The sequence below is a fragment of the Flavobacterium sp. B114r genome, from assembly GCF_056824125.1.
The window spans coordinates 3,628,460-3,651,868 of sequence record NZ_CP124858.1; the positions used below are offsets into that span (position 1 = coordinate 3,628,460).

16 protein-coding genes and 1 riboswitch are annotated in these 23,409 nt (G+C 35.9%); of the genes, 14 read left to right on the forward strand and 2 right to left on the reverse strand.

The window, feature by feature from the left end; all coding sequences use genetic code 11:
• The first annotated feature begins 153 nt into the window (after positions 1-153).
• From QLQ94_RS15470 to QLQ94_RS15490, 5 genes are all read left to right on the forward strand, one after another.
• Positions 154-1,494 carry a TolC family protein gene (locus tag QLQ94_RS15470; protein WP_271336104.1) on the forward strand — a complete coding sequence of 447 codons (1,341 nt, stop codon included), beginning with the start codon at positions 154-156 and terminating at the stop codon, positions 1,492-1,494.
• A gap of 10 nt (positions 1,495-1,504) precedes the next feature.
• A complete protein-coding gene (locus QLQ94_RS15475) occupies positions 1,505-2,782 on the forward strand; it encodes an efflux RND transporter periplasmic adaptor subunit (RefSeq protein WP_482497691.1) in 1,278 nt (425 codons plus the stop codon).
• A 94-nt stretch (positions 2,783-2,876) separates the two neighbouring features.
• Positions 2,877-3,638, forward strand: a complete 762-nt coding sequence (locus QLQ94_RS15480) for an ABC transporter ATP-binding protein (protein ID WP_271336106.1) — start codon at positions 2,877-2,879, stop codon at positions 3,636-3,638.
• Entirely contained in the window at positions 3,625-4,845 is a 1,221-nt protein-coding gene (locus QLQ94_RS15485; protein WP_271336107.1) for an ABC transporter permease, read from the forward strand. Before QLQ94_RS15480 ends, QLQ94_RS15485 begins: the two co-directional genes overlap by 14 nt.
• Before the next feature lie 271 nt (positions 4,846-5,116).
• Complete coding sequence (locus tag QLQ94_RS15490) at positions 5,117-5,539, forward strand: MgtC/SapB family protein (RefSeq protein ID WP_271336108.1); 423 nt, start codon at positions 5,117-5,119, stop codon at positions 5,537-5,539.
• A 280-nt stretch (positions 5,540-5,819) separates the two neighbouring features.
• Here QLQ94_RS15490 and QLQ94_RS15495 read toward each other — a convergent pair whose 3' ends face one another.
• Positions 5,820-6,896 (reverse strand): BamA/TamA family outer membrane protein, encoded by a 1,077-nt coding sequence (locus QLQ94_RS15495; RefSeq protein WP_427402248.1) that lies wholly within the window; start codon positions 6,894-6,896, stop codon positions 5,820-5,822.
• A 654-nt stretch (positions 6,897-7,550) separates the two neighbouring features.
• Positions 7,551-7,650, forward strand: a riboswitch (SAM riboswitch).
• A gap of 256 nt (positions 7,651-7,906) precedes the next feature.
• On the opposite strand from QLQ94_RS15495, the gene QLQ94_RS15500 reads away from it, so the two are divergent.
• The 8 genes from QLQ94_RS15500 to QLQ94_RS15535 all read left to right on the forward strand — a co-directional run bounded on the left by QLQ94_RS15500 (position 7,907) and on the right by QLQ94_RS15535 (position 22,351).
• Complete coding sequence (locus tag QLQ94_RS15500) at positions 7,907-11,077, forward strand: SusC/RagA family TonB-linked outer membrane protein (RefSeq protein ID WP_271336110.1); 3,171 nt, start codon at positions 7,907-7,909, stop codon at positions 11,075-11,077.
• Positions 11,078-11,095: 18 nt separating this feature from the next.
• Positions 11,096-12,553 (forward strand): RagB/SusD family nutrient uptake outer membrane protein, encoded by a 1,458-nt coding sequence (locus QLQ94_RS15505; protein ID WP_482497694.1) that lies wholly within the window; start codon positions 11,096-11,098, stop codon positions 12,551-12,553.
• 116 nt (positions 12,554-12,669) lie between these two features.
• Positions 12,670-13,854 (forward strand): IS4 family transposase, encoded by a 1,185-nt coding sequence (locus tag QLQ94_RS15510; protein WP_482497696.1) that lies wholly within the window; start codon positions 12,670-12,672, stop codon positions 13,852-13,854.
• Between the two features lie 62 nt (positions 13,855-13,916).
• Positions 13,917-14,906, forward strand: coding sequence for a redoxin domain-containing protein (locus QLQ94_RS15515; protein WP_427402250.1), 990 nt, complete (start codon positions 13,917-13,919; stop codon positions 14,904-14,906).
• A 632-nt stretch (positions 14,907-15,538) separates the two neighbouring features.
• Entirely contained in the window at positions 15,539-16,780 is a 1,242-nt protein-coding gene (locus QLQ94_RS15520) for a M14 family metallopeptidase (RefSeq protein ID WP_482497698.1), read from the forward strand.
• An 18-nt stretch (positions 16,781-16,798) separates the two neighbouring features.
• On the forward strand, positions 16,799-18,964 hold the full coding sequence (locus QLQ94_RS15525; RefSeq protein ID WP_482497700.1) for a S9 family peptidase: 2,166 nt from the start codon (positions 16,799-16,801) through the stop codon (positions 18,962-18,964).
• A 415-nt stretch (positions 18,965-19,379) separates the two neighbouring features.
• Entirely contained in the window at positions 19,380-20,840 is a 1,461-nt protein-coding gene (locus QLQ94_RS15530; RefSeq protein ID WP_482497701.1) for an amino acid permease, read from the forward strand.
• A gap of 14 nt (positions 20,841-20,854) precedes the next feature.
• Positions 20,855-22,351, forward strand: a complete 1,497-nt coding sequence (locus QLQ94_RS15535) for an aminotransferase class V-fold PLP-dependent enzyme (protein ID WP_482497703.1) — start codon at positions 20,855-20,857, stop codon at positions 22,349-22,351.
• Between the two features lie 168 nt (positions 22,352-22,519).
• On the opposite strand, the gene QLQ94_RS15540 is transcribed toward QLQ94_RS15535, so the two are convergent.
• On the reverse strand, positions 22,520-22,849 hold the full coding sequence (locus QLQ94_RS15540) for a winged helix-turn-helix transcriptional regulator (protein ID WP_271336117.1): 330 nt from the start codon (positions 22,847-22,849) through the stop codon (positions 22,520-22,522).
• Positions 22,850-22,920: 71 nt separating this feature from the next.
• On the opposite strand from QLQ94_RS15540, the gene QLQ94_RS15545 reads away from it, so the two are divergent.
• Positions 22,921-23,367 (forward strand): VOC family protein, encoded by a 447-nt coding sequence (locus tag QLQ94_RS15545; protein WP_427402253.1) that lies wholly within the window; start codon positions 22,921-22,923, stop codon positions 23,365-23,367.
• The last annotated feature ends 42 nt before the right edge of the window (positions 23,368-23,409 follow it).

The window sequence follows — 23,409 nt, forward strand, 5'->3', positions numbered from 1 at the left end:
CGTTATATTTGATATACTTATTCGTTTTAGCTACCATTACTATGAATAACGTATCAAATCCCCTTTATACAAATCCACAATACGCATAAAGCATTTTTTGTTGTCTAATACTCACGTTACAATTTATTTTTTTAATTTAAATTAAATTCAGGTATGAGATCATTTATGATAAATACTTTAATGGTGGTTTTTATTGTTCATTCAGTTTATGTTTCTGCACAAACGATTGAACAAAATAAGCTGCCAACAGTATGGAGTCTTGAACAATGTATTGCCTATTCAAAAGAGCAAAACATTCAAATTAACACATTGCGTTTAACAACAAAATCTACAGAACAGGATTTATTGTTATCAAAAGCCGCTAAATTCCCTAATCTTCTTGGGAGTGCGTCGCAAACATTTACTAATGCCAAAAATGCAGATGTAGTTGTGGGTGGTTTTCAGACACAAGCAAGTTTTGCAGGTAATTATGCTTTAAATTCCTCGATGGTTTTATACAACGGAGGGTATCTGAATAATGACATAAAACAGAAAGAACTTTTTATTAAATCAGCACAATTTAATGCCGAAGCTGCTGAGAATGATGTTACGGTGTTGATCACACAATCGTACTTAACCATTCTTTTAGCCAAAGAAAACAGTGTTTATTTGAGTGAGATTTTAGAAACTTCTAAAGCACAGCTCAAATTAGGAGAATTAAAATACAACGCCGGAAGTATTGCCAAAAAAGATTTTGTTTTATTAAAAGCACAAGTCGCAACAGACAATTATAATCTGATTGCTTCTCAGAACACCGAGCGCCAGAATATTTTGACCTTAAAACAGTTACTACAGCTGCCGTCAGGATATAATTTGAATATTCAGAAACCGGGAACTTTAGAAACTACTTTACCGGTTGTAAATTTAGAAGATGCTCAAAAAATAGCTTTAGAACAAAGACCGGAAATAAAAAGCAGTCAATTAGAAAAAGAAGCTGCTGATCTGGAATTACGAAAAGCAAAAGCAGGTTTTTTACCTACACTTGCAGCAAGCGGAACTCTGGCATCAGGATATTCGGATAATCAGAACACGCCATATCCTACACAGATCGACAATAATTTTTACCAGCGTTTGGGGCTTTCACTGACCATTCCGGTATTTAATAACCGAATAGCCAAAACCGGTGTCGAAAAATCGAAGATCGCAATTGATCAGTCCAAACTCGATCTTACCAATACACAAACCATACTTTCTCAAAAAGTAGAGCAAGCGTATATAAATGTATTGAATGCGCAATCTCAGTTTACGGCTGCTGAAGAGCAACTCGATGCGAACACAGAAAATTACCGAATCGCAAACGAACAATTAAGGTTAGGCGGAATCAGTACTGTAGATTATCTGCTGGAAAAGAATCTGTACATTCAGGCATTTCAAAATTTTATACAATCGAAATACAATGCGATCGTGAGTTTAAAAATATACGATTTCTTTAAAGGAGATCCAATCAAACTATAAAAAGAGCAAAATGAAAAAAAATAAATTAATAATCATTATCATCATTGGGTTGTTAGTTATAGGAGGTATAGGATACTTTATTTTTCATAAAGAGGGTAATAAAGTAGAATTGGTTACCGAAAACCCTCATTATGGAGATATCGCGACCAGTGTAACAGCCACAGGAAAAATTCAGCCCGTAGATACTGTCGCAGTAGGAACACAAGTTTCAGGTACAATACAAAAGGTATTTGTAGATTTTAATTCCGTTGTAAAAAAAGGGCAATTATTAGCCCAGATAGATCAATCATTATTGATGGCACAAGTAGAGCAAATTGCAGCCAATTTACAATTATCAAAAAATAACCTGAGGTACCAGCAATCTAATTTCAACAGACAGAGTGAATTATACAAAGCAGGAGGAATCAGCAGAGCCGATTATGAAACAGCAAGAAACCTATATGAAGTGGCAAAAGACAATGTAAACAGCGTTGCCGCACAATTAAAATCAGTACAAAAAAGCCTTTCGTTTACCAATATTTTTTCGCCAATAGACGGTACTGTTTTATCGCGAAAAGTAAGCGAAGGACAAACTGTAGCAGCAAGTTTAAATACGCCAACATTATTTAGTATCGCCAAAGATTTAACCAAGATGCAGGTTCAGGCATCTGTAGATGAAGCTGACGTTGGAAACGTAAAGGTGGGAGAAAATGCAAGTTTTACCGTAGATGCCTTTCCGGATGATGTGTTTAAAGGGACCGTGATCGAAGTGCGTTTGCAACCCACGATTTCATCAAATGTTGTGACGTATACCACTATTATCAACGCTCCAAATGATGATTTAAAGCTCAAACCCGGAATGACGGCCAATATCATTATTTACACCAATGTAGTAAAAAACACCTTGCTGATTTCTGCAAAAGCAGTGGCATTTCAGCCTGATTCTACTTTAGGAAAGCAATTTAAAATCAGAAAATTGTCTTTAGGAAATGATAAAGGAAAACACAAAGGAAACCATAACGGTGGGAATGGAAATAAATATGGAAGTAACTCACAATCCAATAATAAAGCTCCGGATACTATCGATCATAAAAAGGCGATTGTCTGGAAAAGGGTAGGAGATTCTATAATTCCCAAACATATCAGAATAGGATTGGATGATGACATCAATGTGCAGGTTATTAAAGGAATAACAGCACAAGATGAAATTGTTACCGGAGTCAATTCCTTAAAACAATCCAAAAGCACCAAAGCAACAGAATCAAGTCCGTTTATGCCAAAACGTGGTGGAGGCGGCGGAAAAAGATAAATTATAATAGATTTTTATTTATAAAATCTATGTTTCTATGTGTTAAAATAATTATGCCCAAAGTATTAAATACATTGAGAAAAAATAAATTGTAATGGGAAAAAAGATTCTTGAAATACAAGACCTGAAAAGAGAATTCACGATGGGATCTGAAACCGTCAGAGCACTAAAAGGGATTTCTTTTGATGTTATGGAAGGCGAATTCCTGACCATTATGGGAAGTAGCGGTTCCGGAAAAACGACTTTGCTTAATATTTTAGGCTGTTTGGATAAACCATCAGACGGGAATTATTTATTAGACGGAGTCAACGTTAAATCATTATCTAAAAATGAATTGGCGGCACTACGTAATACCAAGATTGGTTTTATTTTTCAATCGTATAATCTTTTGGCGCGTACCTCTGCAATAGAAAATGTAGAACTGCCTTTACTGTATAATCCCAGTGTTTCTACAAAAGAAAGACGAGAAAAAGCCATTCATGCCTTAGAAGCCGTCAAGTTAGCAGATCGTCTGGATCACTTTCCCAATCAGCTTTCCGGAGGACAGCAACAGCGGGTAGCAATTGCGCGAGCATTAGTAAACGATCCGGTTATGATCCTTGCCGATGAAGCTACGGGAAACCTGGATACCAGAACTTCTTATGAAATCATGGCGTTGATCCAGGAATTGAATACACAGGGAAAAACAATCATTTTTGTAACCCATGAACCTGATATCGCTGCTTTTAGCAATAGAACTGTGACACTGAGAGACGGAAGAATAATGAAAGATTTTAATAACCAAAGCATAAAATCTGCCAAACAAATGCTCGCAGATTTTCATGTAGATGAAGATTATAAATATGAAAATAGCTAATCTTTTTCTCATCGCCTTAAAGGCTTTACGCCGTAATAAGCTTCGTGCATTACTAACCATGCTCGGAATCATTATTGGTGTAGCATCTGTAATTGCAATGGTTGCCATAGGTCAGGGTTCTAAAAAAAGCATTCAGGATCAACTATCAAGTATGGGATCTAATATGATCACCATTCGTCCAAACAGTAATGTTACTGCCGGAGCGCGTCTGGATATTTCGAGCGTACAAACGCTGACACTTAGTGATGTAGAAGCCCTGAAAAAAGAATCGGTACATCTTAATGCGATTTCTCCTGCCGTTTCCAGTAAAGGGCAAGCGATTAATGGTGCTTTGAACTGGCCAACAAGTATGCAGGGCGTAAGTGTTGATTACCTCAAAATTAGAGATTGGCCACTAAAAGAAGGGATCGCTTTTCGAGAATCAGATGTGCATACGGCAAATAAAGTGTGTTTGATTGGTCAGACCGTAGTCGATAATATTTTTCCGTATGGCGTAGATCCAATCGGGCAGATTATTAGGTTTAATAAAATTCCGTTTAGGATTATTGGGGTTTTAGAATCAAAAGGAGAAAATGCGTTTGGACAAGATCAGGATGATATCATTATTGCTCCTTACAGCACCGTACAAAAAAGGATAACCAACTCAATTTATCTTCAAAACATTTATGCCTCGACAGTCGATGAAAGTCAGACACAACTGGCAACAGATGAAATTGAGCAAATTATGCGCACAGCACATCGATTGAAAGCAAAAGATGAAGACGATTTCTCCGTACGAACACAAGCCGAATTAATCAATACTTTTAGTTCTACCAGTCAGTTATTGACCGTATTGTTAACCGCTATTTCAGGAATTTCGCTATTGATTGGCGGAATCGGCATTATGAATATTATGTATGTTTCGGTTACAGAACGAACCAAAGAAATAGGATTGCGTATGTCGATAGGCGCAAACGGAAGAGATATTTTATTGCAATTTTTAGTCGAAGCCATATTAATCAGCCTTACCGGAGGATTAATCGGGATTGTATTAGGAATAGTAGCTTCTGAGTTAATACAATTCTTTTTGCATTGGCCTACTTTGATTTCAGAATCTTCGGTGATACTATCTTTTCTGGTTTGTGCGATAACCGGTATTTTCTTTGGATATTATCCGGCATTAAAAGCATCCAAACTAGATCCAATTGAAGCTTTGCATTTTGAATAATGCTGAAAATTCTTATATTTGTTGTTTTGAATAAGCTCATTGAGAGTAAAGAAATAACACATAAAAACATAGATTTTTTTCTATTTTGAATAAAGATCAAAATAAGCAAATATTTGCTTCACATTGCTATGTGGTAATATTGAAAGTGAAACGGTCTTTTACAGGATTCTAAAAGCTATGTTTCTATGTGTTAAAATGATTACCAACAACAATTTGTATTTCTTTATTAAAAAAAGGGAATAAGAATATTTAATAATATAAAACAATAATTTTGAGTACAACAGAATTTTTTACCCGACTTATAATCGCTTTATTCGCAGGCTTAATTATAGGTTTTGAGAGACAATGGCATCATAAAGAAGCCGGATTAAAAACCAATATGCTGGTAGCAACAGGAGCAGCTACTTTTGTATTATTGTCTATAAAAGTTGCCGCAACAGAACCCAATATAGATGTTACACGTATTACGGCCCAAGTAGTTATGGGAGTTGGTTTTCTGGGAGCGGGAGTTATTTTTAGAGAAGGACCCAATGTACACGGCCTAAATTCTGCCGCCACAATATGGTGCAGTGCCGCAATTGGCTGTATTGCTGCATCAGGTTATTTTATTGAAGCTTTGATTTGTACTTTTTTAGTAACAACTGTGAATACTGTTTTAGAACCTGTAGATAAATGGTTGAGAAATAGGAAGTAGAGAATGGAGAATAGAATAAAGATTATAGAATAAAGATTATAGAATAAAGATTATAGAATAAAGATTATAGAATAAAGATTATAGAATAAAGAGGAAAGAATAAAGAGGAAAGAATAAAGAGGATAGAATAAAGATTATAGAATAAAGAGGATAGTTTTATCTGGTAGGTGTTTTGTTACCAATATGTAAATCCTGAGGGATTATCTCTTATTGGTAATGTTTACGGAAGCACTTTTTAAGACAAACAAGTATTTGGTAAAATTTTTAAAATTATTTCCCCTTAAAAAGCTTCTCCAATACGGAAATAAAGTCCCCAATCTCCTTTTCCTACTGCGGCATCTAATCCTATATTGAATTTTTCGGTTTTAAAAGCCCTGTAGCGATATCCTACACCAGCTCCGGGATATAAACCCCAGTTAAAACTTGATGTGTCAGAACCGTAAATTGTCGCTACTCCTGCAAATCCAACCAATCCCATTTTTTTATTAAAATTATATCGGTATTCGCCTTGTATCGCCATAAGTCCGTCGCCACGATATTTCCCTTCAGAATATCCCCTGATATCTTCATTACCAATCGTAACCTGTTGTTCGAAAGCAATATTTCCTAAGCCAAATTTACCTGAAAATCTTGCGGCCAGTACATCTGTTCCGTGTCGCATTGGGAAATACGTATTGTACTCAGAAAGAATTTTATTGGCATTCACATCATTGCCAAACCATTCCGGATACGTAAGCCATCGCAGCTTTATTTTATCACCTTTGGTAGGATAATAAACAGCATCACGGGTATCATACATCAAATTAAATTGCAGGCCATTTGTGTGAGTCACAGAAGAGGGTTTTATGTCATCTTCATATTTTGTGTCATAATGCGCATACGCATAACCAATACCGGCGTATAAGGATTTTATAACCTTACGCTGCAGGATAAAGTTTACCATCGACGCTTTAGTTCCATAATCGTAAAAATCAGGTACGTCGATATCATCTACATAAAATTGTGCGTTTTGATTGCCTGTTGCGAAAAAAAGTTGTGCCCTCCAGCTATCTTCCTTAATGTACCATTTATTAAAAGAGGCAATAAAATAAGATTTGTTGGTACTATAAACGGCAGAAATACCGGATAACGATTTAGGCGAAATTGTATCTGCTTTGTTCACCTTGTACATCATCATTGGGATCGCACCAAACATAAATTCCAGAGTTCTGTTGTAATTAAGGTAAGGCATTATATTGAAATCAATATTTTTGACCTTTGGTTTAGGTGTCGTTGCTGTGCTATCAGCCAATTTTGTTTGAGACCATGCCAGAGAACAGCATAAGAATAGAAATATAAAAAATGAATTTTTCTGCATTGTGGATTTATTTTTAAGTTATGCATTATAAACCGGTAAATGTATTCTCAGAATGTATGTCAAAAAATAATACTGCTATGGTAAATTTTTTTAATGTATTGCTTTTACGCGATGCATTTTTTTAGGGTATGCCTTAAAAAAGTAAATAAAAAACAGGATTTCTTTCGCTTTCTCTATTTGTATAATTACATTTTGTAGTACTTAAAGAAAAAAAAAAATTTGTTAATATGACAAAAGGGTAGAAGTGCATAACAAGAAAAGCAGTTTTTAATATCGTTTTATTTCTTCTTTAGACGACTTTTAGATATGGCTTTATTAAGAAATAACGTGGTATTACCGGATGAAATTATTAGCGAAAAGTAAATTTTTGTAATCTTTTTTTTGCTTTGAATTCAGCTTTTAAAAATTAAATAAAAAAATATATAAAGCTACAAAAGTATGTATCTGTAAAAAAAAATAACGTATTGTAGTGTTGTAATGTTTTGATTTTGTGTGTTTTATTTGTTTTTTAAGAGCATTTATTTTTAACTGTATAAAGGGAGATTGCAACTAATTTTACTGCTTATTAAGTTCTGTTTTCTAAAAAATAAATTTAAACTCTACTAATTATATAGAATTTATATATATATTTGCAGAGTAGAAAAAATCTACGTGAACTTATCCAGAAAGACTGAGGGATTAGGCCCGATGATGTCTTAGCAACCTGTTACTCAATAAGGTGCTAAATCCTTCCGCTGCGGTGGACAGATAAGAAAGATTTCTTTAGAAAATCTGAGTAAGATCATTATTATTAAAGTCATTTATTTTTTAGAATGAAAACGCAACTAATATTACACGCCCAATCAGAACAACCTGAATTTTCGAAAGAGGAGAACCATGTCCACGTTTTCCGAATGCAATACACTTAGCTTTTAATTAACCAATCTCCTGTTTTTTATCAATAAAATGATAGGCCATTCTAAGAGTGGTCCGGGAATTTCTATGTCCAATTTTTAATTAACCCAACCAAAATGAAAAAAATCTTACTCAGCTTAATTTTTTTGTTTAGCATACTTCCCAGTGTGTTACACGCACAGGACCGAACGATCAGTGGTACCGTCAGAGGTTCTGATACCGGAGAACCGTTACCCGGAGTTACAATCATTGCCACAGAAAGTGGTAAATCTACTATTAGTGACGGAAACGGAAAATTTTCTCTTTCGATAACGCCACAAGACAATACAGTTTCTATCAATTATGTTGGTTATGAAACACTCGAAAAAAGAGCCGGTTCATCCTTTAGCAACATTCGGCTTAATCCCTCTAATACTGCTTTAAAAGAAGTTTTAGTCGTAGGTTACGGAACTCAAAGTAAAAAAGAATTTACAGGATCAGCCGCAAGAATAACCTCGAAAACAATTAAGGACATTCCCGTGCAAAGTTTTGAGCAGGCACTTATTGGTAAAGCTTCCGGAGTAAATGTTTCTACGCCAAGTGGGGTATTAAACGATCCTCCGGTAATTAGAATTCGAGGGGTAAATTCAATTTCGTTAAGTACTTCTCCATTAATTGTTATTGACGGGATACCGGTTAATTCCGGTGATGTTTCTACAACAAATTCAGTAGCCAATAATCCGTTATCCGATATTAATCCATCAGATATTGAATCGATAGATATTTTGAAAGATGCAGCGTCTACCTCAATTTATGGCTCACGTGCAGCTGGTGGAGTAATCTTAGTAACTACTAAAAAAGGAAAAGCAGGAAAAGCTAAAGTAAATTATGATGCCTGGGTAGGGATTACAAGAGCCACCAGATTACCTGACCTTTTAAACAATACACAATACGAAGACATTAAAAATGAAGCCGTACTGAATAGCAAAATATTAAGCGGAAATGAAAATAATCCTGCTGTAGCCTCAGCACTTTTCTTTCCGTCTTTCAACGCAGATGGTACACGTGTCAATACAAAATGGAAGGATCAGGTATATCGCGACGCGGTTTCTCAAAATCATAACCTAAGTATTTCCGGCGGAACAGACAAAACAAGGTATTTTTTCTCTACCAATTATTCTAAACAGGAAGGAATTACAAAAGATAATGAGTTCGAAAGAAAAGGAGCAAGGTTTAATATCGATCACGATGTAAACAGCTGGTTGAAACTGGGAGGAAATCTATCGTATAACAATACTTTCAATCAGGCTCAAAATACAGGATCATTAAGCAGCAGCGGTTTGTTATTGATTGGTGCAGCACGTCTTGCATTGGTATTGCCTCCAAACGTTGCAGCTTATAATGCTGATGGTTCTTATAATTTAAGTTCGACAGGAACTGCAAGTTCGGGAAATAACTTATTTACCAATACATTATGGCATCCCGGCGCCTTGTTTGAAAACAGTAAATATACCAGTTCAAACGATCATATGGTAGGGAATATTCATGCTACGATTACCTTTTTCGACGGATTTAAATTCGACAGTAATTACGGAATCGACAGATTAAGAGCCGAGAATATTACCTATTTAAGTCCTAATCTTGGATCTTCTGCATTTTCTACAGGTGGTTCTGCAACTAATATTGCTGCACTAAGAAACAATTACAATTTTACCAACAGTTTTACTTTCGACAGGCGTTTTGGAGCCAAACATCACATTGCAGCATTGGCAGGATATGATGTTCAGAAATATGAAAACTCTTCGTGGGGAGCCAATCAAACCAACGTTTCTGATCCTTTCTTTGAATACTATCAGGGAACATGGGGAACAATCAGGTCTTCCGGAAACAGCTTGTCAGAAAGACTTTTTCTTTCCTCTTTTTTTAGATTATCGTATGATTATGGTGGAAAATATTTCATTACAGGAAATTTCAGAAAAGACGGAAATTCAGCTTTAGGTTTAAATAATAAATACGGAAATTTTGGAGGTATCTCTGCCGGATGGTCCATAAGTGAAGAATCTTTTTTTAAAGACAGTCAAATTACAGATTATGTAAGTTCACTTAAACTAAAAGGAAGCTGGGGAAGAGTAGGTAACGGAAACCTTTCATCAGCGTATGCTTCACAAAATCTTTACGGCGCATCCATTTATGGATCAGCATCGACCTGGGCAATTTCTCAGGCAGGAAATGAGAATCTGGGTTGGGAAACCAGCGATCAGACCAACATTGGACTTGAAGCAGGATTTTTTAAAGACAGATTGCAATTTACCGCTGATTATTTCAATAATAATGTAAACGGATTGATCTTAAGTACTCCTCAATCACCTTCAAAAGGAATTCCCGGAGACGCCATTCTTTCTAACGTTGGATCAATGTACAACAGAGGAATCGAACTTGGACTTACCGCGACAATTGCAAATACGGAAGATTTTCAATGGAAAGCGTCCTTCAATTACACACACGTAAAGAATGAAGTTACAGCACTTGCCGAAGGAAACACAGACATTATTGGTTACACGCAGGTAACTACAGAAGCCAATAATATTACCAGAGTAGGATATTCTGCCGGAAGTCTTTACGGAGCAGTAAGCGGAGGCGTAAATCCGGACAACGGGCGCAGAATTTTCATCAATAAAAATGGAGAAAAAGTACAATACAGTGCCGCAGTGCCATCAGGGCAAAGCAACTGGACGTATTTAGACGGAAGAACTGCGGCGGCCATTACAGTTGCAGATTATCAAGTTTTGGGTAATGCATTACCGGTTTGGTACGGAGGTTTAACAAATGTATTTCAATACAAAGCATTTGACTTTACGGTTGGTTTCACGTATTCAGGAGGTAATAAAGTAATGAATAATACCAGAGGAACACTTTTAGACCAGCGTTTTTACAACAACTCTACGGATGTTCTGAACCGTTGGACAACTCCGGGGCAGGTAACTGATATTCCTAAATTAGTTTATAACGACGTTATTTCGAATGGTTCAAGTGGTTTTGCAATTTCTGAGAATGCCGAAAAAGCAGATTTCTTAAGATTACAGCAATTGGCGGTTGGTTTTTCACTTCCCAAAAAAATCCTTGAAAAAGCACAATTATCTTCTATCAGGGTTTATGCGCAGGCAACCAATCTTTTCCTGATTACTTCTTATACGGGATCAGATCCGGAAACCTCCTCAAACGGAGCATCAACAACTTCTATGGGAGTCGAGAAAAATTCTGTAGGGCAGGGAAGAACGTTCACATTTGGTCTTAACGTCGGGTTTTAATCATTAATAAAAAACAAAATGAAAACATATTTTAAATTATATAAAAAACTAGTTGTTGCCTTATTACTGCTTTCAGGGATTGCTTTTACTTCTTGTGAAAATAACGAAGACCTGAACATAGCACCGGAAACAACCGTTTCTGATAAGGATATTTTTAAAACTCCGGCAAGAATTGAAGGTTTGGTAAACGGAATTTATAAAGCTTTTAAAGGCGCCAGTTTATACGGAGGACGTTTCCTTTTGTATCAGGATCAGCGCGGAGAAGATTTTATCAATATTACAGCCAACAACTTTACAGGATACGAAAGCTGGAATAACTCATACAGTTCAGGTTCAAATGATATTAATAACCTTTGGGGATCAGCTTATTCAGCAATTAATAATGCTAATATTTTGATTGAAGGACTGGCGATAAACCAAGGTGTAATTACAGAAGAAAAAGCAAAGCAATACATTGGCGAGGCCAAATTGGTTCGTGCGCTTTCTTATTACAGTCTGATCATCAGCTACGGACAGCCTTATAATAAAGATGCCGGAGCCTCAAAAGGAGTTCCGCTTCGTTTAAAAGCAGAAACAGGAGCAGCCAATAATAATCTCGCAAGAAGTTCTGTTGCAGAAATTTACAAGCAGATATTGAAAGACTTAGATGAAGCTGAAGCTGCATTGCCGCAAAGTTATGCAACGGCAGATCTTAATACCACCAGAGCACACGTAAGTACCGCAATTGCCCTAAAAACAAGAGTATATCTGACCATGAACAACTGGACAAAAGTAATTGAAGAAGCTGTAAAATTAGCCCCTCAGGCACAAGCACCATTTTCTACTACTGCAAGTGATGTAAAACACACTTTACAGCCGGATATTACGGTTTTATTTTCTTCGAATTATGCAACGGTCGAATCTATTTTCAGTATTCCGATGAGTTCTTTAGATTCCTATACAGGGCAATCTTCCATCGCTTACATCTACAATACCAATTTAGAGTATTATCTAAATCCAACAGGTATTTTGGGAGATGCGCAATGGAGAACAACTGATAAACGCCGCGACTTAACCAGAACAGTTTCAGGAAAACAATATTTTAAAAAGTACGCAAAACCATCGCCATTCCTGGATTATATTCCAGTAATTAGATATTCTGAAGTATTATTGAATTACGCCGAAGCTGCTGCAAAAACCGGAAACCTGGCCCTTTCGGCTAATCTCCTTAAAGGGGTTCACCAGCGTTCAGATGCTTCGTATGCTTTTGCTCCCACAGTACTTTCAGATCCAAACCAGTTAATTGATGCCATCTTGAAAGAACGAAGAATCGAATTATTGGGAGAAGGTTTCCGTGGACCGGATTTGCTAAGAAATCTGCAGACACTTCCTGCCAAAGGCGACAGTAAATTACAAACTCCCGCAGTAACACCTTCTGATGCTAATTATATATTTCCGCCGGCAAATACAGAGTTGGCAACCAATAAATTATATTAAAAAAATCATTCATAATAATCAACCGTGGGCTTTGTCAAAGTTCAAAACCAAGAGTGTAAGGAACTTTTGTAAAAAACTATTATTTTTATTTTCTGTATTTATAAATCTATCAGAAAATGCAAATCAGAACAGAAGTAAAAGAAATATTAAATTATATTTCAGAAGATCAACTTGATTTTTTTGCTCAGCAAACTATGGTTGACTGGAATGCTAAAAAACTAAAAGGCAAGGAATTATTTAAACTTTGTGTTTTTGGAGTCTTAAATGAAAATAGAGCCAGCTCTAGAGTATTTGAGAATTTTTATGAGAATCATTTTTTTTGTAAATATGCTCAAATTCCCAAAGATAAAAGTGTAAGTCACAGCAGTATTGCAGAGAGAATAGGAAAAATAAACGTTGAGTATTTCGAAAAACTTTATCAGCACACCGTTACTGTTTTTCAGGATAAACTCAATGATAAAGATAAGATCAAATTAAGTTTGTATGATTCCACAATTACAAGCTTATCTGCTTCTTTGTTAAGTTTCGGGATGCGAAATGGGCAGAAAAACAAAAAAGGAGAACAGGGCAAAAATAGTATAAAATTTACAATTGGTTTTAATGAATTGCCCTTTAATGTAAAGTTTCACAAGGATCAAAAAATGATTAGTGAAGATTTGGCTTTGGGCAATATTCTAGAAGAGCACATAGCCAACAAAAAAGATATTGCCGTTTTTGATCGTGGAATGAAGAATAGAAAAACAATGGTTGATCTCTCTACTGATGATAAATATTTTGTAACCCGAATTTATAAATCATCTAAATATGAAGTAGAGAAAGGCAGTAAGGTCACTCCATTGGATTTTGAAAATGATATTCTTAAATTAACAAAACATAGCAGGGTTTATCTTTACTCGAATCAAAAAAAGACTAAAATAGTTTTTAGATTAGTGGAAGGGATATTAAAATCTGATGGAGAGAAGATCTTGTTTTTAAGCAATTTGCCAGAAGAAGAATTTACGGCAGATCAAATAGCAGAAATTTATAAAAAGCGTTGGGACATTGAGCGTTTCTTTAGATTTATAAAGCAAGAAATGAATTTTAAGCACTATTTTTCAAGACAGTGGAATGGAATTCAGGTAATGATATATATTATTTTAATTGCATCAATCTTGCTCTTGAGTTATATAAAACTAAATGAATTAAAAGGATATAAGATCCCCAAAATTTCATTTTGTAATCAATTACAAAATGAAATCATTCAACAAATAGTAATACATTGTGGTGGGGATCCTGCTAAAATAGAGACATTCAATGCATAAAATAAAGTTCCTTACACTCTTGGTTCAAAACTTTGACAAAGTTTTACTTAAACTCAAATAAAATGAAAAAAATACTATTATTTCTTACGCTTTGCCTTGGAGCAACAGCGACTCAGGCGCAAGAAGCCAATGTGCAGCTAAAAGGAACAGTTGTAGATACTGTCGCCCAATATGTTTACTTGCAGAAATTCCATAACAAGATGTTTACCACTATAGACTCAGTAAAAGTGGTTAATGGAAATTTTAGTTTTAAAACAAAAGTAAAACTTCCTGAATTGTACGGATTAAGCGTTAATACAGCGAATACCCCACTTTATATATTCCTTGAAAAAGCACCGATCACCGTAAAATTGAGTCCTGCCAAATATTACAGCAATTCAGTTGTATCAGGCTCCGCATCTCAGGATTTGTTCGATGTGTACAAGAAAACACAAAATGTTGATATAAGTAAATTTATCACAGAACATCCCAGCTCTATAGTTTCAGCTTATGTATTATATAGAAACTGGTCGTACCGATTGACTCCGGAGCAAATTTTACAGAATATTGCACTATTAGATAAAAGTCAGCAAAATTCTACTTACGTAAAAGAATTAAAGGAATTGGTAACCGTGCTAAACGGATTACAAGTCGGAAAAAAAGCACCGGATTTTACGTCTAAAGATCCTGATGGAAAATCAGTTCGTTTTTCAGAAAATCTAAAAGGATATACGTTAGTTGATTTTTGGGCTTCGTGGTGTGCGCCATGCCGAAAAGAAAACCCGAATATCGTAGCAGCCTATAAAGAATATCACGATAAAGGATTTAACATCATCGGAATCTCTCTGGATAAAAAGAAAGAAAACTGGATCAAAGGGATTAAAGACGATCACTTAGACTGGTTACAAGTTTCAGAATTAATTTACTGGAATAGCGAAATCGCCAAATTATATGGCGTGAGAGCCATTCCTGCAAACTATTTAGTAGATTCTAAAGGAATAATCGTAGCCAGAAATCTTCGTGGAGAAGAATTACAATCGACTCTTAAATCACTTTTGAATCAGAATAATTAGTTTGGGAGAGTGGAAAGTGGAAAAGAATATAGAGTATAGAGCAAAGAGTATAGAGGGAAAGGATTGTTCATAAAGTAACCGTACAGTTTGTCATCCCGAGGAACGAGGGATCACACGAGAAACTCAGCAAAGGAAAGAACAAATCTTTGTTGATTAGAGAGTGTGATTTGCTTCGCCTGTTCGCTATCGCTTGAGTCTCCTCCGTCGAAATGACAAAAACACAATCTTGTCATCCCGAGGAACGAGGGATCACACTAGAAACTCCACAAAGAAAAGAACAAATCTTTGTCGATCAGCGAGTGTGATTTCTCCTCCGTCGAAATGACAAAAACACAATCTTGTCATCCCGAGGAACGAGGGATCACACGAGAAACTCCACAAAGAAAGGAACAAGTCTTTGTCGATCAGCGAGTGTGATTTGCTTCGCCTGTTCTCTATCGCTTGAGTCTCCTCCGTCGAAATGACAAACATAGCTTGGTAGTTTTTCACAAATAGCGATGTGGCTTTAAATAAAAGCCTTTACAAACAAAGAAAAGCTATGTTTCTATGTGTTAAAATAATTATGCGGAAAATATTAAAATACAAAACAGTCATAGTCTCTATTTCAAAATAAATACAAAACAACAAGAAAAATGAAAACGAAATTATTTTTTTCAGCTGCTGTGTTACTAGCTATTTCAGCGAATGCACAAGTCAAAGGCGGCTTTAAGGGGCAAGATCCTATTACGGCGGTTTCGACCGTAACATGTCCGGTTGAGAAACAATGGAAAGGAGTTTTTGATAAAACGGGTGATGAGGTTTTTTTCGGAAATGATTTTACCGGAGCGCGATTAAACGGAGTAGTCAAAATTGATGATACAACGTTCAGCGTTTTGATTACGCCTGAAAATACGCCCATTAACGGAAGTCCTTGGTATGCTTTTAAAGTTTGGTCTAAAACTAATAAGGAAATTAAAATAAGATTTGATTATCCGCCCAATGTAAAACATCGCTATAATGCGAAAATCAGCGGAGATGGAAAAAAATGGATCGCTTCTGAAAACGGAACTTTTGTAAAAACAGAAAAAGATTCTAATTATGTTTTAAAAGTTAATGTAAGCAAAGACACCACTTGGATCGCTGCGCAGGAACTTAAAACCTCTAAAGATATAAACGAATGGATTTCGACATTAAAAAATAAAAATAATACTGCAGAAACGTCTATCGGATTAACTGCTGAAGGTCGAAAAATACCTGTGTTTAGTATCGGAAATTCTTCTTCCAAAAATAAAATCCTGATTTCGGGACGCAATCATCCACCGGAAGTTACAGGACATTATGCGCTGGAAGCTTTTGTTGCATCGTTAACAGCAGATACTCCGCTGGCAAAAAAATTCAGGAGCAAATTTCAGGTATATGTTATTCCGTTATTAAATCCTGACGGAGTTGATGGAGGGTTTTGGAGGCATAATTCGGGAGGAATCGATTTAAACAGGGATTATAATGAATTCAATCAACCCGAAACCCGAGCAGTTCGTGATTTTTTGAAACGTGAAATCAAAGATTCAAATAAGCTATTGTTTTCAATTGATTTTCACTCTACTCATGATGATATTTATTATACAGTTGATCCAAATTTAAAAGGAAATATTCCCGGTTTTGTACCCAACTGGCTAAATAAAGTCAAAGATGGAATTCCGGGTTATACGCCTCACGTAAAACCTTTGTATTTCAAACCTCCAACTTTTACCTTGTTCAGTTATTTGTTTGAAACCTATAAAACAGAAGCATTGGTATTTGAAATTGGAGACAATACACCAAAGGATTTTATCAAAAAGAAAGGAGAAGTTTCCGGAGAAGAATTTATGAAACTAATATTGGCAACTGTCAAATAATTTTATAATTATATAGAGATGAACAAAATCAAAAATAGAATTTACATTGTTTTAGCGCTGATTGCTTCTGTCTGTTGTTTCAGTCAGCAAAAAAAAGAGTCCATTCAGGTTACTGATCTTCTAAAAATCAAAACAGTTGGAGATGTAGAATTAACGAAAGATGGAAAAACAGCCGTATTTACGGTAAAAAGCATCATCAAAAATGCTGAAAATTCATTGGATTATGATTACGATACGCAACTTTGGTTAGCAAAAACTTTAGATAAAAGTGCACCAAGACAACTAACTTTCGGAAAAGAAGGATCGGGTTCTCCTGTTTTTAGCCCTGACGGAAAACAGATTGCCTTTACGAGAAATGTAAAAGGAAAATCGCAAGTATTTCTTTTAAAGGTAGATGAAGGTGGAGAAGCCGTTCAGTTAACCGATTCAAAATACGGCGCATCAAACCCAAAATGGAGTCCGGATGGTAAGCAGCTTTTGTTTACTGCCTCAATTCTAATCAACGAATTAGTTAAGGATTCGGTTTTAAATCCTAAAAAAGAATTGCCAATCTGGAGTTTCGAAAAACCCGGTTTTGCTGCGAACGAAAACCTGAAAGTAAACAAAATAAAAGCAGATCCTAACGGAAACCTTGAAGCGATTAGGGCTTATCTTGAAATTAACGAAAAAGATAAAAAGGCAAAAGTAATAGATAAGTTACAGTTTCAAACTGAAACCGGACTTACCAGCGAACTGAGGTTTTCTTATGTCTTCATTATAGATGCCAAACCCGGAGTCAAAGAATACGCCATTTCAAAAGGGTTTTACTCGTACACAAATCCTTATTTCGTAAGCAATACCAAAATTGCTTTCAACGGAAATCTTAATGAAAAAAGACATCCCGACAGAATTTTAGAAACTAAAATTTACACGATTAATACTGACGGAACAAATGTAACGGAGTTGCTGGGCGCAGAAAATTTGGTGTTTCAGCTTTTAGCGGTTTCTCCTTCGGGAAAACAATTGGCGTATCAGGAAAGTACCATTAATAATTTGTCTGTTCCGGTACTAAAAATTTTCAACTTAGAAAATCTTTCAGCCAAAACTAAAGTAATTGATTACGATCGAAATAATACCAATGTAAGGTTTTCTAAAGACGAGAAACAGCTTTATTTCATCTCGTCAAGTAACGGAGGATATGTTCTCGTAAACGTTTCTCTAAACACACTTAAACCAGAAATATTGAGTTCTGTCGATCAGGGAATAACAGATTATGATGTTAATAATGGAGTAGTGGCTTTCGCTAAAACAGATGTCAAAAATCCATCTGAATTATATGTGTCTGATCTCAAGTTGAAAGCACCAAGATTAGTCTCTGATTTTAATACATTCTGGCTTAAAAATAAAGAAATCAGCTTTCCTGAAAAAGGCACTTTTATAAACGATAAAGGTCTTGAAGTAGAATACTGGATTATGAAACCCATCAATTTTGAACAAGGAAAAAAATATCCGTTACTAACTGAAATTCATGGTGGACCCGCTTCAATGTTTGGTCCTGGCGATGGTAGTATGTGGTTGGAATATCAGTTTTTCTGTGCTCAGGGATATGGTGTAGTCTATAGTAATCCGAGAGGATCATCAGGTTATGGCGAAAAATTCCTGAGATCTAACATCAACGATTGGGGTACAGGACCAGCCAGCGATGTATTGATAGCATTAGATAAAACGGTTGCACAGGGATGGGCAGATACCAGCAGATTGTTTATTACAGGAGGATCTTATGCCGGTTATTTAACCACATGGATTATCAGTCACGATCAACGATTTAAAGCTGCTTCAAGTCAGCGTGGTGTTTATGATTTTGGGACTTTCTTTGGAGAAGCCAATGTTTGGCGCATGATTCCAAGATATTTTGGAGGATATCCGTGGGAAGAAAAAACAAAAGCAATTCTGGAACGTGAATCCCCAATTAATTACGTAGAAAATATCAACATTCCGTTTTTAATCATTCATGGTGATAATGATAATCGTACAGGAGTTTCGCAAAGCCAGATGCTTTACAAAAGCCTGAAAGTGCTTGGTAAACCTGTCGAATATGTAAGACAACCCGGCGCAAGCCATGAAATTACCAGAAGTGGTGATAACCGACAAAGAATAGATCAACTGCTTCGAACTTTTGAATTCTTTGAAAGATTCAATTATTAGTAAAAATGAGTAAACAAGATACGCATTGAATGTATTTATTTTTTAAGTACCAGTCGGACAACATGTTTATAGAAAATTATTTAAGAAAACCCATCTGATGTCTTATTTAGTTATAAATAAAAAACGTTATGTCGCTCCGCTGGGGCTTTGCGTTGGTGTTTTAAGTTAATTGACTATAAATATGTCGTTTTGGCTATAAATATGTCGCCACGTTGGAGATTTATGTTGGTTTATTGGGTCAATTGGCTATAAATATGGCGCCCCTCCGTAACTTTGTTCTGATTTTCCGGCGCAATTGGCTATGTGAATTATAAAAAGTGAAATACCTTCTTAAGGTTCAAAAGCTATGTTTCTATGTGCCTGGAAAAAATGTTCTTATCAGTTAAATGAATCGTTTATATTCAAAAATAAAATTATGTTATTCAAAAAATCAATAGAAAGATTAGTCTCTGAGAATGAGCAAAGTGAAGGAGCTGGACTAAAACGTTCCCTTGGCCCAATAAATCTTGTCGCACTTGGAATAGGTGCAATAGTTGGAGCGGGAATATTTTCTCTTACAGGAATTGTAGCGGCAGAAAATGCTGGACCTGCGGTTATTCTGTCGTTTATTCTGGCCGCTGTTGCCTGCGCTTTTTGTGCTTTATGTTATGCCGAATATGCTTCGATGATTCCTGTTGCAGGCTCAGCTTATACGTATACTTACGCCACAATGGGAGAATTTATGGCCTGGATCATCGGTTGGGATTTAGTTCTTGAATATGCGCTTGCTTCTGCTACGGTTGCGGTAAGCTGGTCGAGTTATGCCACAAAATTACTGGCACAGCTTCATATCAATTTACCTCCGGAATTAACAAGTTCTCCATTTGATCCGGTAAAGCTCGCTGACGGATCAACTTTAGCGGGAGGTATCGTCAATTTGCCTGCAATAGTTATTGTGGCGTTGCTTTCGCTTGTGCTTGCAAAAGGAACAAAGGAATCTGCTACAATGAATAATTTATTGGTATTGCTAAAACTGAGCGTAATTGTTCTTTTTATTGTTTTAGGCTGGTCTTTTATTCAGGACGAAAACTATCATCCGTTTATACCTGAAAACACGGGAGAATTTGGATATTTTGGATGGTCAGGAATTGTTAGGGGAGCCGCAGTAGTTTTCTTTGGTTTTATAGGTTTTGATGCCGTTTCGACAGCAGCTCAGGAATCTAAGAATCCTCAGAAAGATATGCCAATCGGGATCATAGGATCACTTCTGGTTGCTACCGTTTTGTATGTTGCATTCTCTTACGTGATGACCGGAATGGTTTCGTATAAAACTTTTATAGGAGATGCCAGTCCCGCTGCAACAGCTTTTGCTGTAACAGGGTATCATTTTCTGAATAGTGCGCTGATTATTGCGATTTTGGCAGGTTATACTTCTGTAATTCTTGTGATGTTAATGGGGCAATCCAGAGTTTTTTACAGCATGTCTAAAGACGGACTTTTGCCTTCTTTTTTCAGCGATATACACAGCAAGTTTAAAACCCCATGGAAAAGCAACCTTTTCTTTATGGTATTTGTGAGTATTCTGGCCGGATTTGTACCCATTTCAGATTTAGGACATATGGTAAGTATCGGAACATTATTTGCTTTTTCGCTTGTTGCATTGGGGATCATTATTCTGAGAAAAACAAGTCCTGAGATAAAAAGGGGATTTAGAGTCCCGTTCGTGCCTTTTGTACCCATTTTAGGTATTGGAGTATGTGTATTCCTAATGACGGGACTTCCTCTTGAAAGTTGGGAACGATTGTTTATCTGGATGGCAATAGGTATCGTGTTCTATTTTTTATACGGAAAACGACATAGTAAATTAAGAAAAGAAAATGAGGAATTAAAGAAATAATTAAAGATAAGGAAATGAATGCAGTTGAAAAGAAAACGAAACCAAGTCAATTAGAATACTATTTTTCTAAGTTTAGAGGAAATACAATTGGAGTAAATCATACATTCGAATCGGCATACGGAGAACAAAAACTGTTATATGCTGATTGGGTCGCAAGCGGAAGATTATATCTGCCTATTGAGGATATTATGCTCAATAAAATAGGCCCAATGATTGCGAATACACATTCTTTTTCAAGCGAAACAGGCAAAGCATCGACTTATGCTTATAATCATGCCAGACAAGTGATTAAAAAACATGTCAATGCCAATGAATCAGATGTTTTAGTAACCACAGGAACAGGAATGACGGCTGCTTTATCAAAATTACAGCGTTATATAGGATTGCGTGCTGCTGATAATAAATCTAAAGCTCAGTTTGATAATATTGATAAACCGGTAGTTTTTATCACTCATATGGAGCATCACTCGAATCAGGTTTCCTGGTACGAAACCAATGCCGATGTGGTAGTTTTACCGCCTGATGAAAACAATTTAGTAAATCCGAAAAAGCTTTCTGAATTACTTGAAAAATACAAAGACAGAACATTGAAAATTGGTTCGTTTTCGGCTTGTTCAAATGTTACGGGAATTATTTCGCCTTATCATAAACTGGCTAAAATTATGCATCAGAACAATGGATTTTGCTTTGTTGATTTCGCTGCATCTGCACCATATGTACAAATCGATATGCATCCGGAAGATCCTGAAGAACGATTGGATGCTATTTTCTTTTCTCCGCATAAATTTTTAGGCGGACCCGGAAGTTGCGGTGTTTTGGTCTTTAATGAAAATTTGTACAAAAGCGATGTTCCGGACAATCCGGGTGGAGGAAATGTAAAATACACAAATCCTTGGGGTAGTTATTCTTATAGTGAATCAATTGAAGTAAAGGAAGATGGCGGAACTCCGGGTTTCTTGCAAGTAATAAGAACAGCTTTATCCCTGAAATTGAAAGATCAGATGGCAATTGAAAACATCAGAAAAAGAGAAAAAGAATTGCTGGACCTGTGTTATTCAGAGTTTAAAAAAATTCCGGGTTTATCTATTTTAGGAGATCTTGAAACAGATCGAATTGGTTGCGTTTCTTTTATAATTAAGGATATTCATTATAATTTAATTGTCCGACTTCTGAACGATCGTTTCGGAATTCAGGTTCGTGGTGGTTGGTCGTGTGCAAGTACATATGCCCATTATTTGTTTGATATTGACGAAGCGGAATCTAATGTTATAACAGAAGAGCTTTTGCAAAAAAATCAGAGTAATAAACCGGGATGGGTGCGTTTGTCGTTGCATCCTATCATGACTAATGAAGAACTTCTGTTTATTTGTGATGCGATACAACAAGTAGTTTTAAATTATAAAAACTGGCAGGGAGATTACGAGCACAATAGCGCTACAAACGAATACGAAAGTATTGTAACAGAATCAAGTATCGAGAGGGATGTAAAGGAATGGTTTTGGTTAGAATAGGTTTGGTTTATAATAAACACGAACCACTTCGTCTGTTCGGCTTCAGTTTAGATTCACGAATTTGCACTAATTTTTAATGATGTAGCCAAGTTTGTGTAATTAATTTCACAAACGAATTAGTTCAAATTCGTGAAATTCGTGTTTGCCCATTCTGTTTCCTTGATGCGATTAATTAATTTGCCATTGCGCCAGACCAGATAGAATATCTTCAAGCGATCTTCCTTTTTTAGTTAATGAATAACAGACTGATTCATGTTTTTTCTCTTTAATGATCAAAAAATCATTCGTTAATTGTTTGAGATGAAGTGCCAGCATTCGATCGCTTATAGACGGCAGAAGTTGTTTAAAATCAGAAAATGTTCTGGAATCATGTTCCAATAAGCAAAAAAGTAAAGAAAGCTTCCATCGCCCTGAAATAAGCAGTAGGGTTTTAGAAGCATTGCAGAAATCAGTAAGAGTTTGTTGATTTTCAAAGTTGGTTGAACTTTCTTTTCGCATCGCTAACAATTTTGTAAGGTGGCCATGTCACAGCCATTAGAAACTATATTTGTATCACAAAAGTAATCATAATGAATAATAACATAATAGGATTTCATCATTTTGCCATTAAGGCACAGGATTTTGAAAAAACAGTACAATTCTACGAAACACTTAATTTTGAAGCGGTGCATGGTTGGAGTTTACCGGAATTTAATTTAGAAAAGTGTGTAATGCTCAAGAATAAAGCATTTGACTGCCATATCGAAATATGCGACAGCAATGCTGATTTCCCTACACAGGGACGCAAAAGAAAACAAGGAGATCCTTATGTCGAAAATTCTCTTTTGCATATTTGTTTTACAGTTCGAGATGCCAAAAAAGCATACGATGAAGCGATAGAAAATGGTGCAAAACCTTTGTCTCCCAAAGAAACGTTAGAATTAAGAGATCAAATAAAAACGGTAACCGTTAGCAATAGTCTGGTTTATAGCCCGAATGGGGAAGTTATTGAATTTCTGGAATCTGTTGCTTTTTAGGAATCTTATAAACTTTGCCTAAATCTTGACACATTTTGCCGT

Excerpts from the sequence above, each read along its gene's own strand:
- QLQ94_RS15470 (WP_271336104.1), top strand. The coding sequence starts at position 154 with ATGAGATCATTTATGATAAATACTTTAATGGTGGTTTTTATTGTTCAT.
- QLQ94_RS15475 (WP_482497691.1), top strand. The coding sequence starts at position 1,505 with ATGAAAAAAAATAAATTAATAATCATTATCATCATTGGGTTGTTAGTT.
- QLQ94_RS15480 (WP_271336106.1), top strand. The coding sequence starts at position 2,877 with ATGGGAAAAAAGATTCTTGAAATACAAGACCTGAAAAGAGAATTCACG.
- QLQ94_RS15485 (WP_271336107.1), top strand. The coding sequence starts at position 3,625 with ATGAAAATAGCTAATCTTTTTCTCATCGCCTTAAAGGCTTTACGCCGT.
- QLQ94_RS15495 (WP_427402248.1), bottom strand. The coding sequence starts at position 6,896 with ATGCAGAAAAATTCATTTTTTATATTTCTATTCTTATGCTGTTCTCTG.
- QLQ94_RS15500 (WP_271336110.1), top strand. The coding sequence starts at position 7,907 with ATGAAAAAAATCTTACTCAGCTTAATTTTTTTGTTTAGCATACTTCCC.
- QLQ94_RS15505 (WP_482497694.1), top strand. The coding sequence starts at position 11,096 with ATGAAAACATATTTTAAATTATATAAAAAACTAGTTGTTGCCTTATTA.
- QLQ94_RS15510 (WP_482497696.1), top strand. The coding sequence starts at position 12,670 with ATGCAAATCAGAACAGAAGTAAAAGAAATATTAAATTATATTTCAGAA.
- QLQ94_RS15515 (WP_427402250.1), top strand. The coding sequence starts at position 13,917 with ATGAAAAAAATACTATTATTTCTTACGCTTTGCCTTGGAGCAACAGCG.
- QLQ94_RS15520 (WP_482497698.1), top strand. The coding sequence starts at position 15,539 with ATGAAAACGAAATTATTTTTTTCAGCTGCTGTGTTACTAGCTATTTCA.
- QLQ94_RS15525 (WP_482497700.1), top strand. The coding sequence starts at position 16,799 with ATGAACAAAATCAAAAATAGAATTTACATTGTTTTAGCGCTGATTGCT.
- QLQ94_RS15530 (WP_482497701.1), top strand. The coding sequence starts at position 19,380 with ATGTTATTCAAAAAATCAATAGAAAGATTAGTCTCTGAGAATGAGCAA.
- QLQ94_RS15535 (WP_482497703.1), top strand. The coding sequence starts at position 20,855 with ATGAATGCAGTTGAAAAGAAAACGAAACCAAGTCAATTAGAATACTAT.
- QLQ94_RS15540 (WP_271336117.1), bottom strand. The coding sequence starts at position 22,849 with ATGCGAAAAGAAAGTTCAACCAACTTTGAAAATCAACAAACTCTTACT.
- QLQ94_RS15545 (WP_427402253.1), top strand. The coding sequence starts at position 22,921 with ATGAATAATAACATAATAGGATTTCATCATTTTGCCATTAAGGCACAG.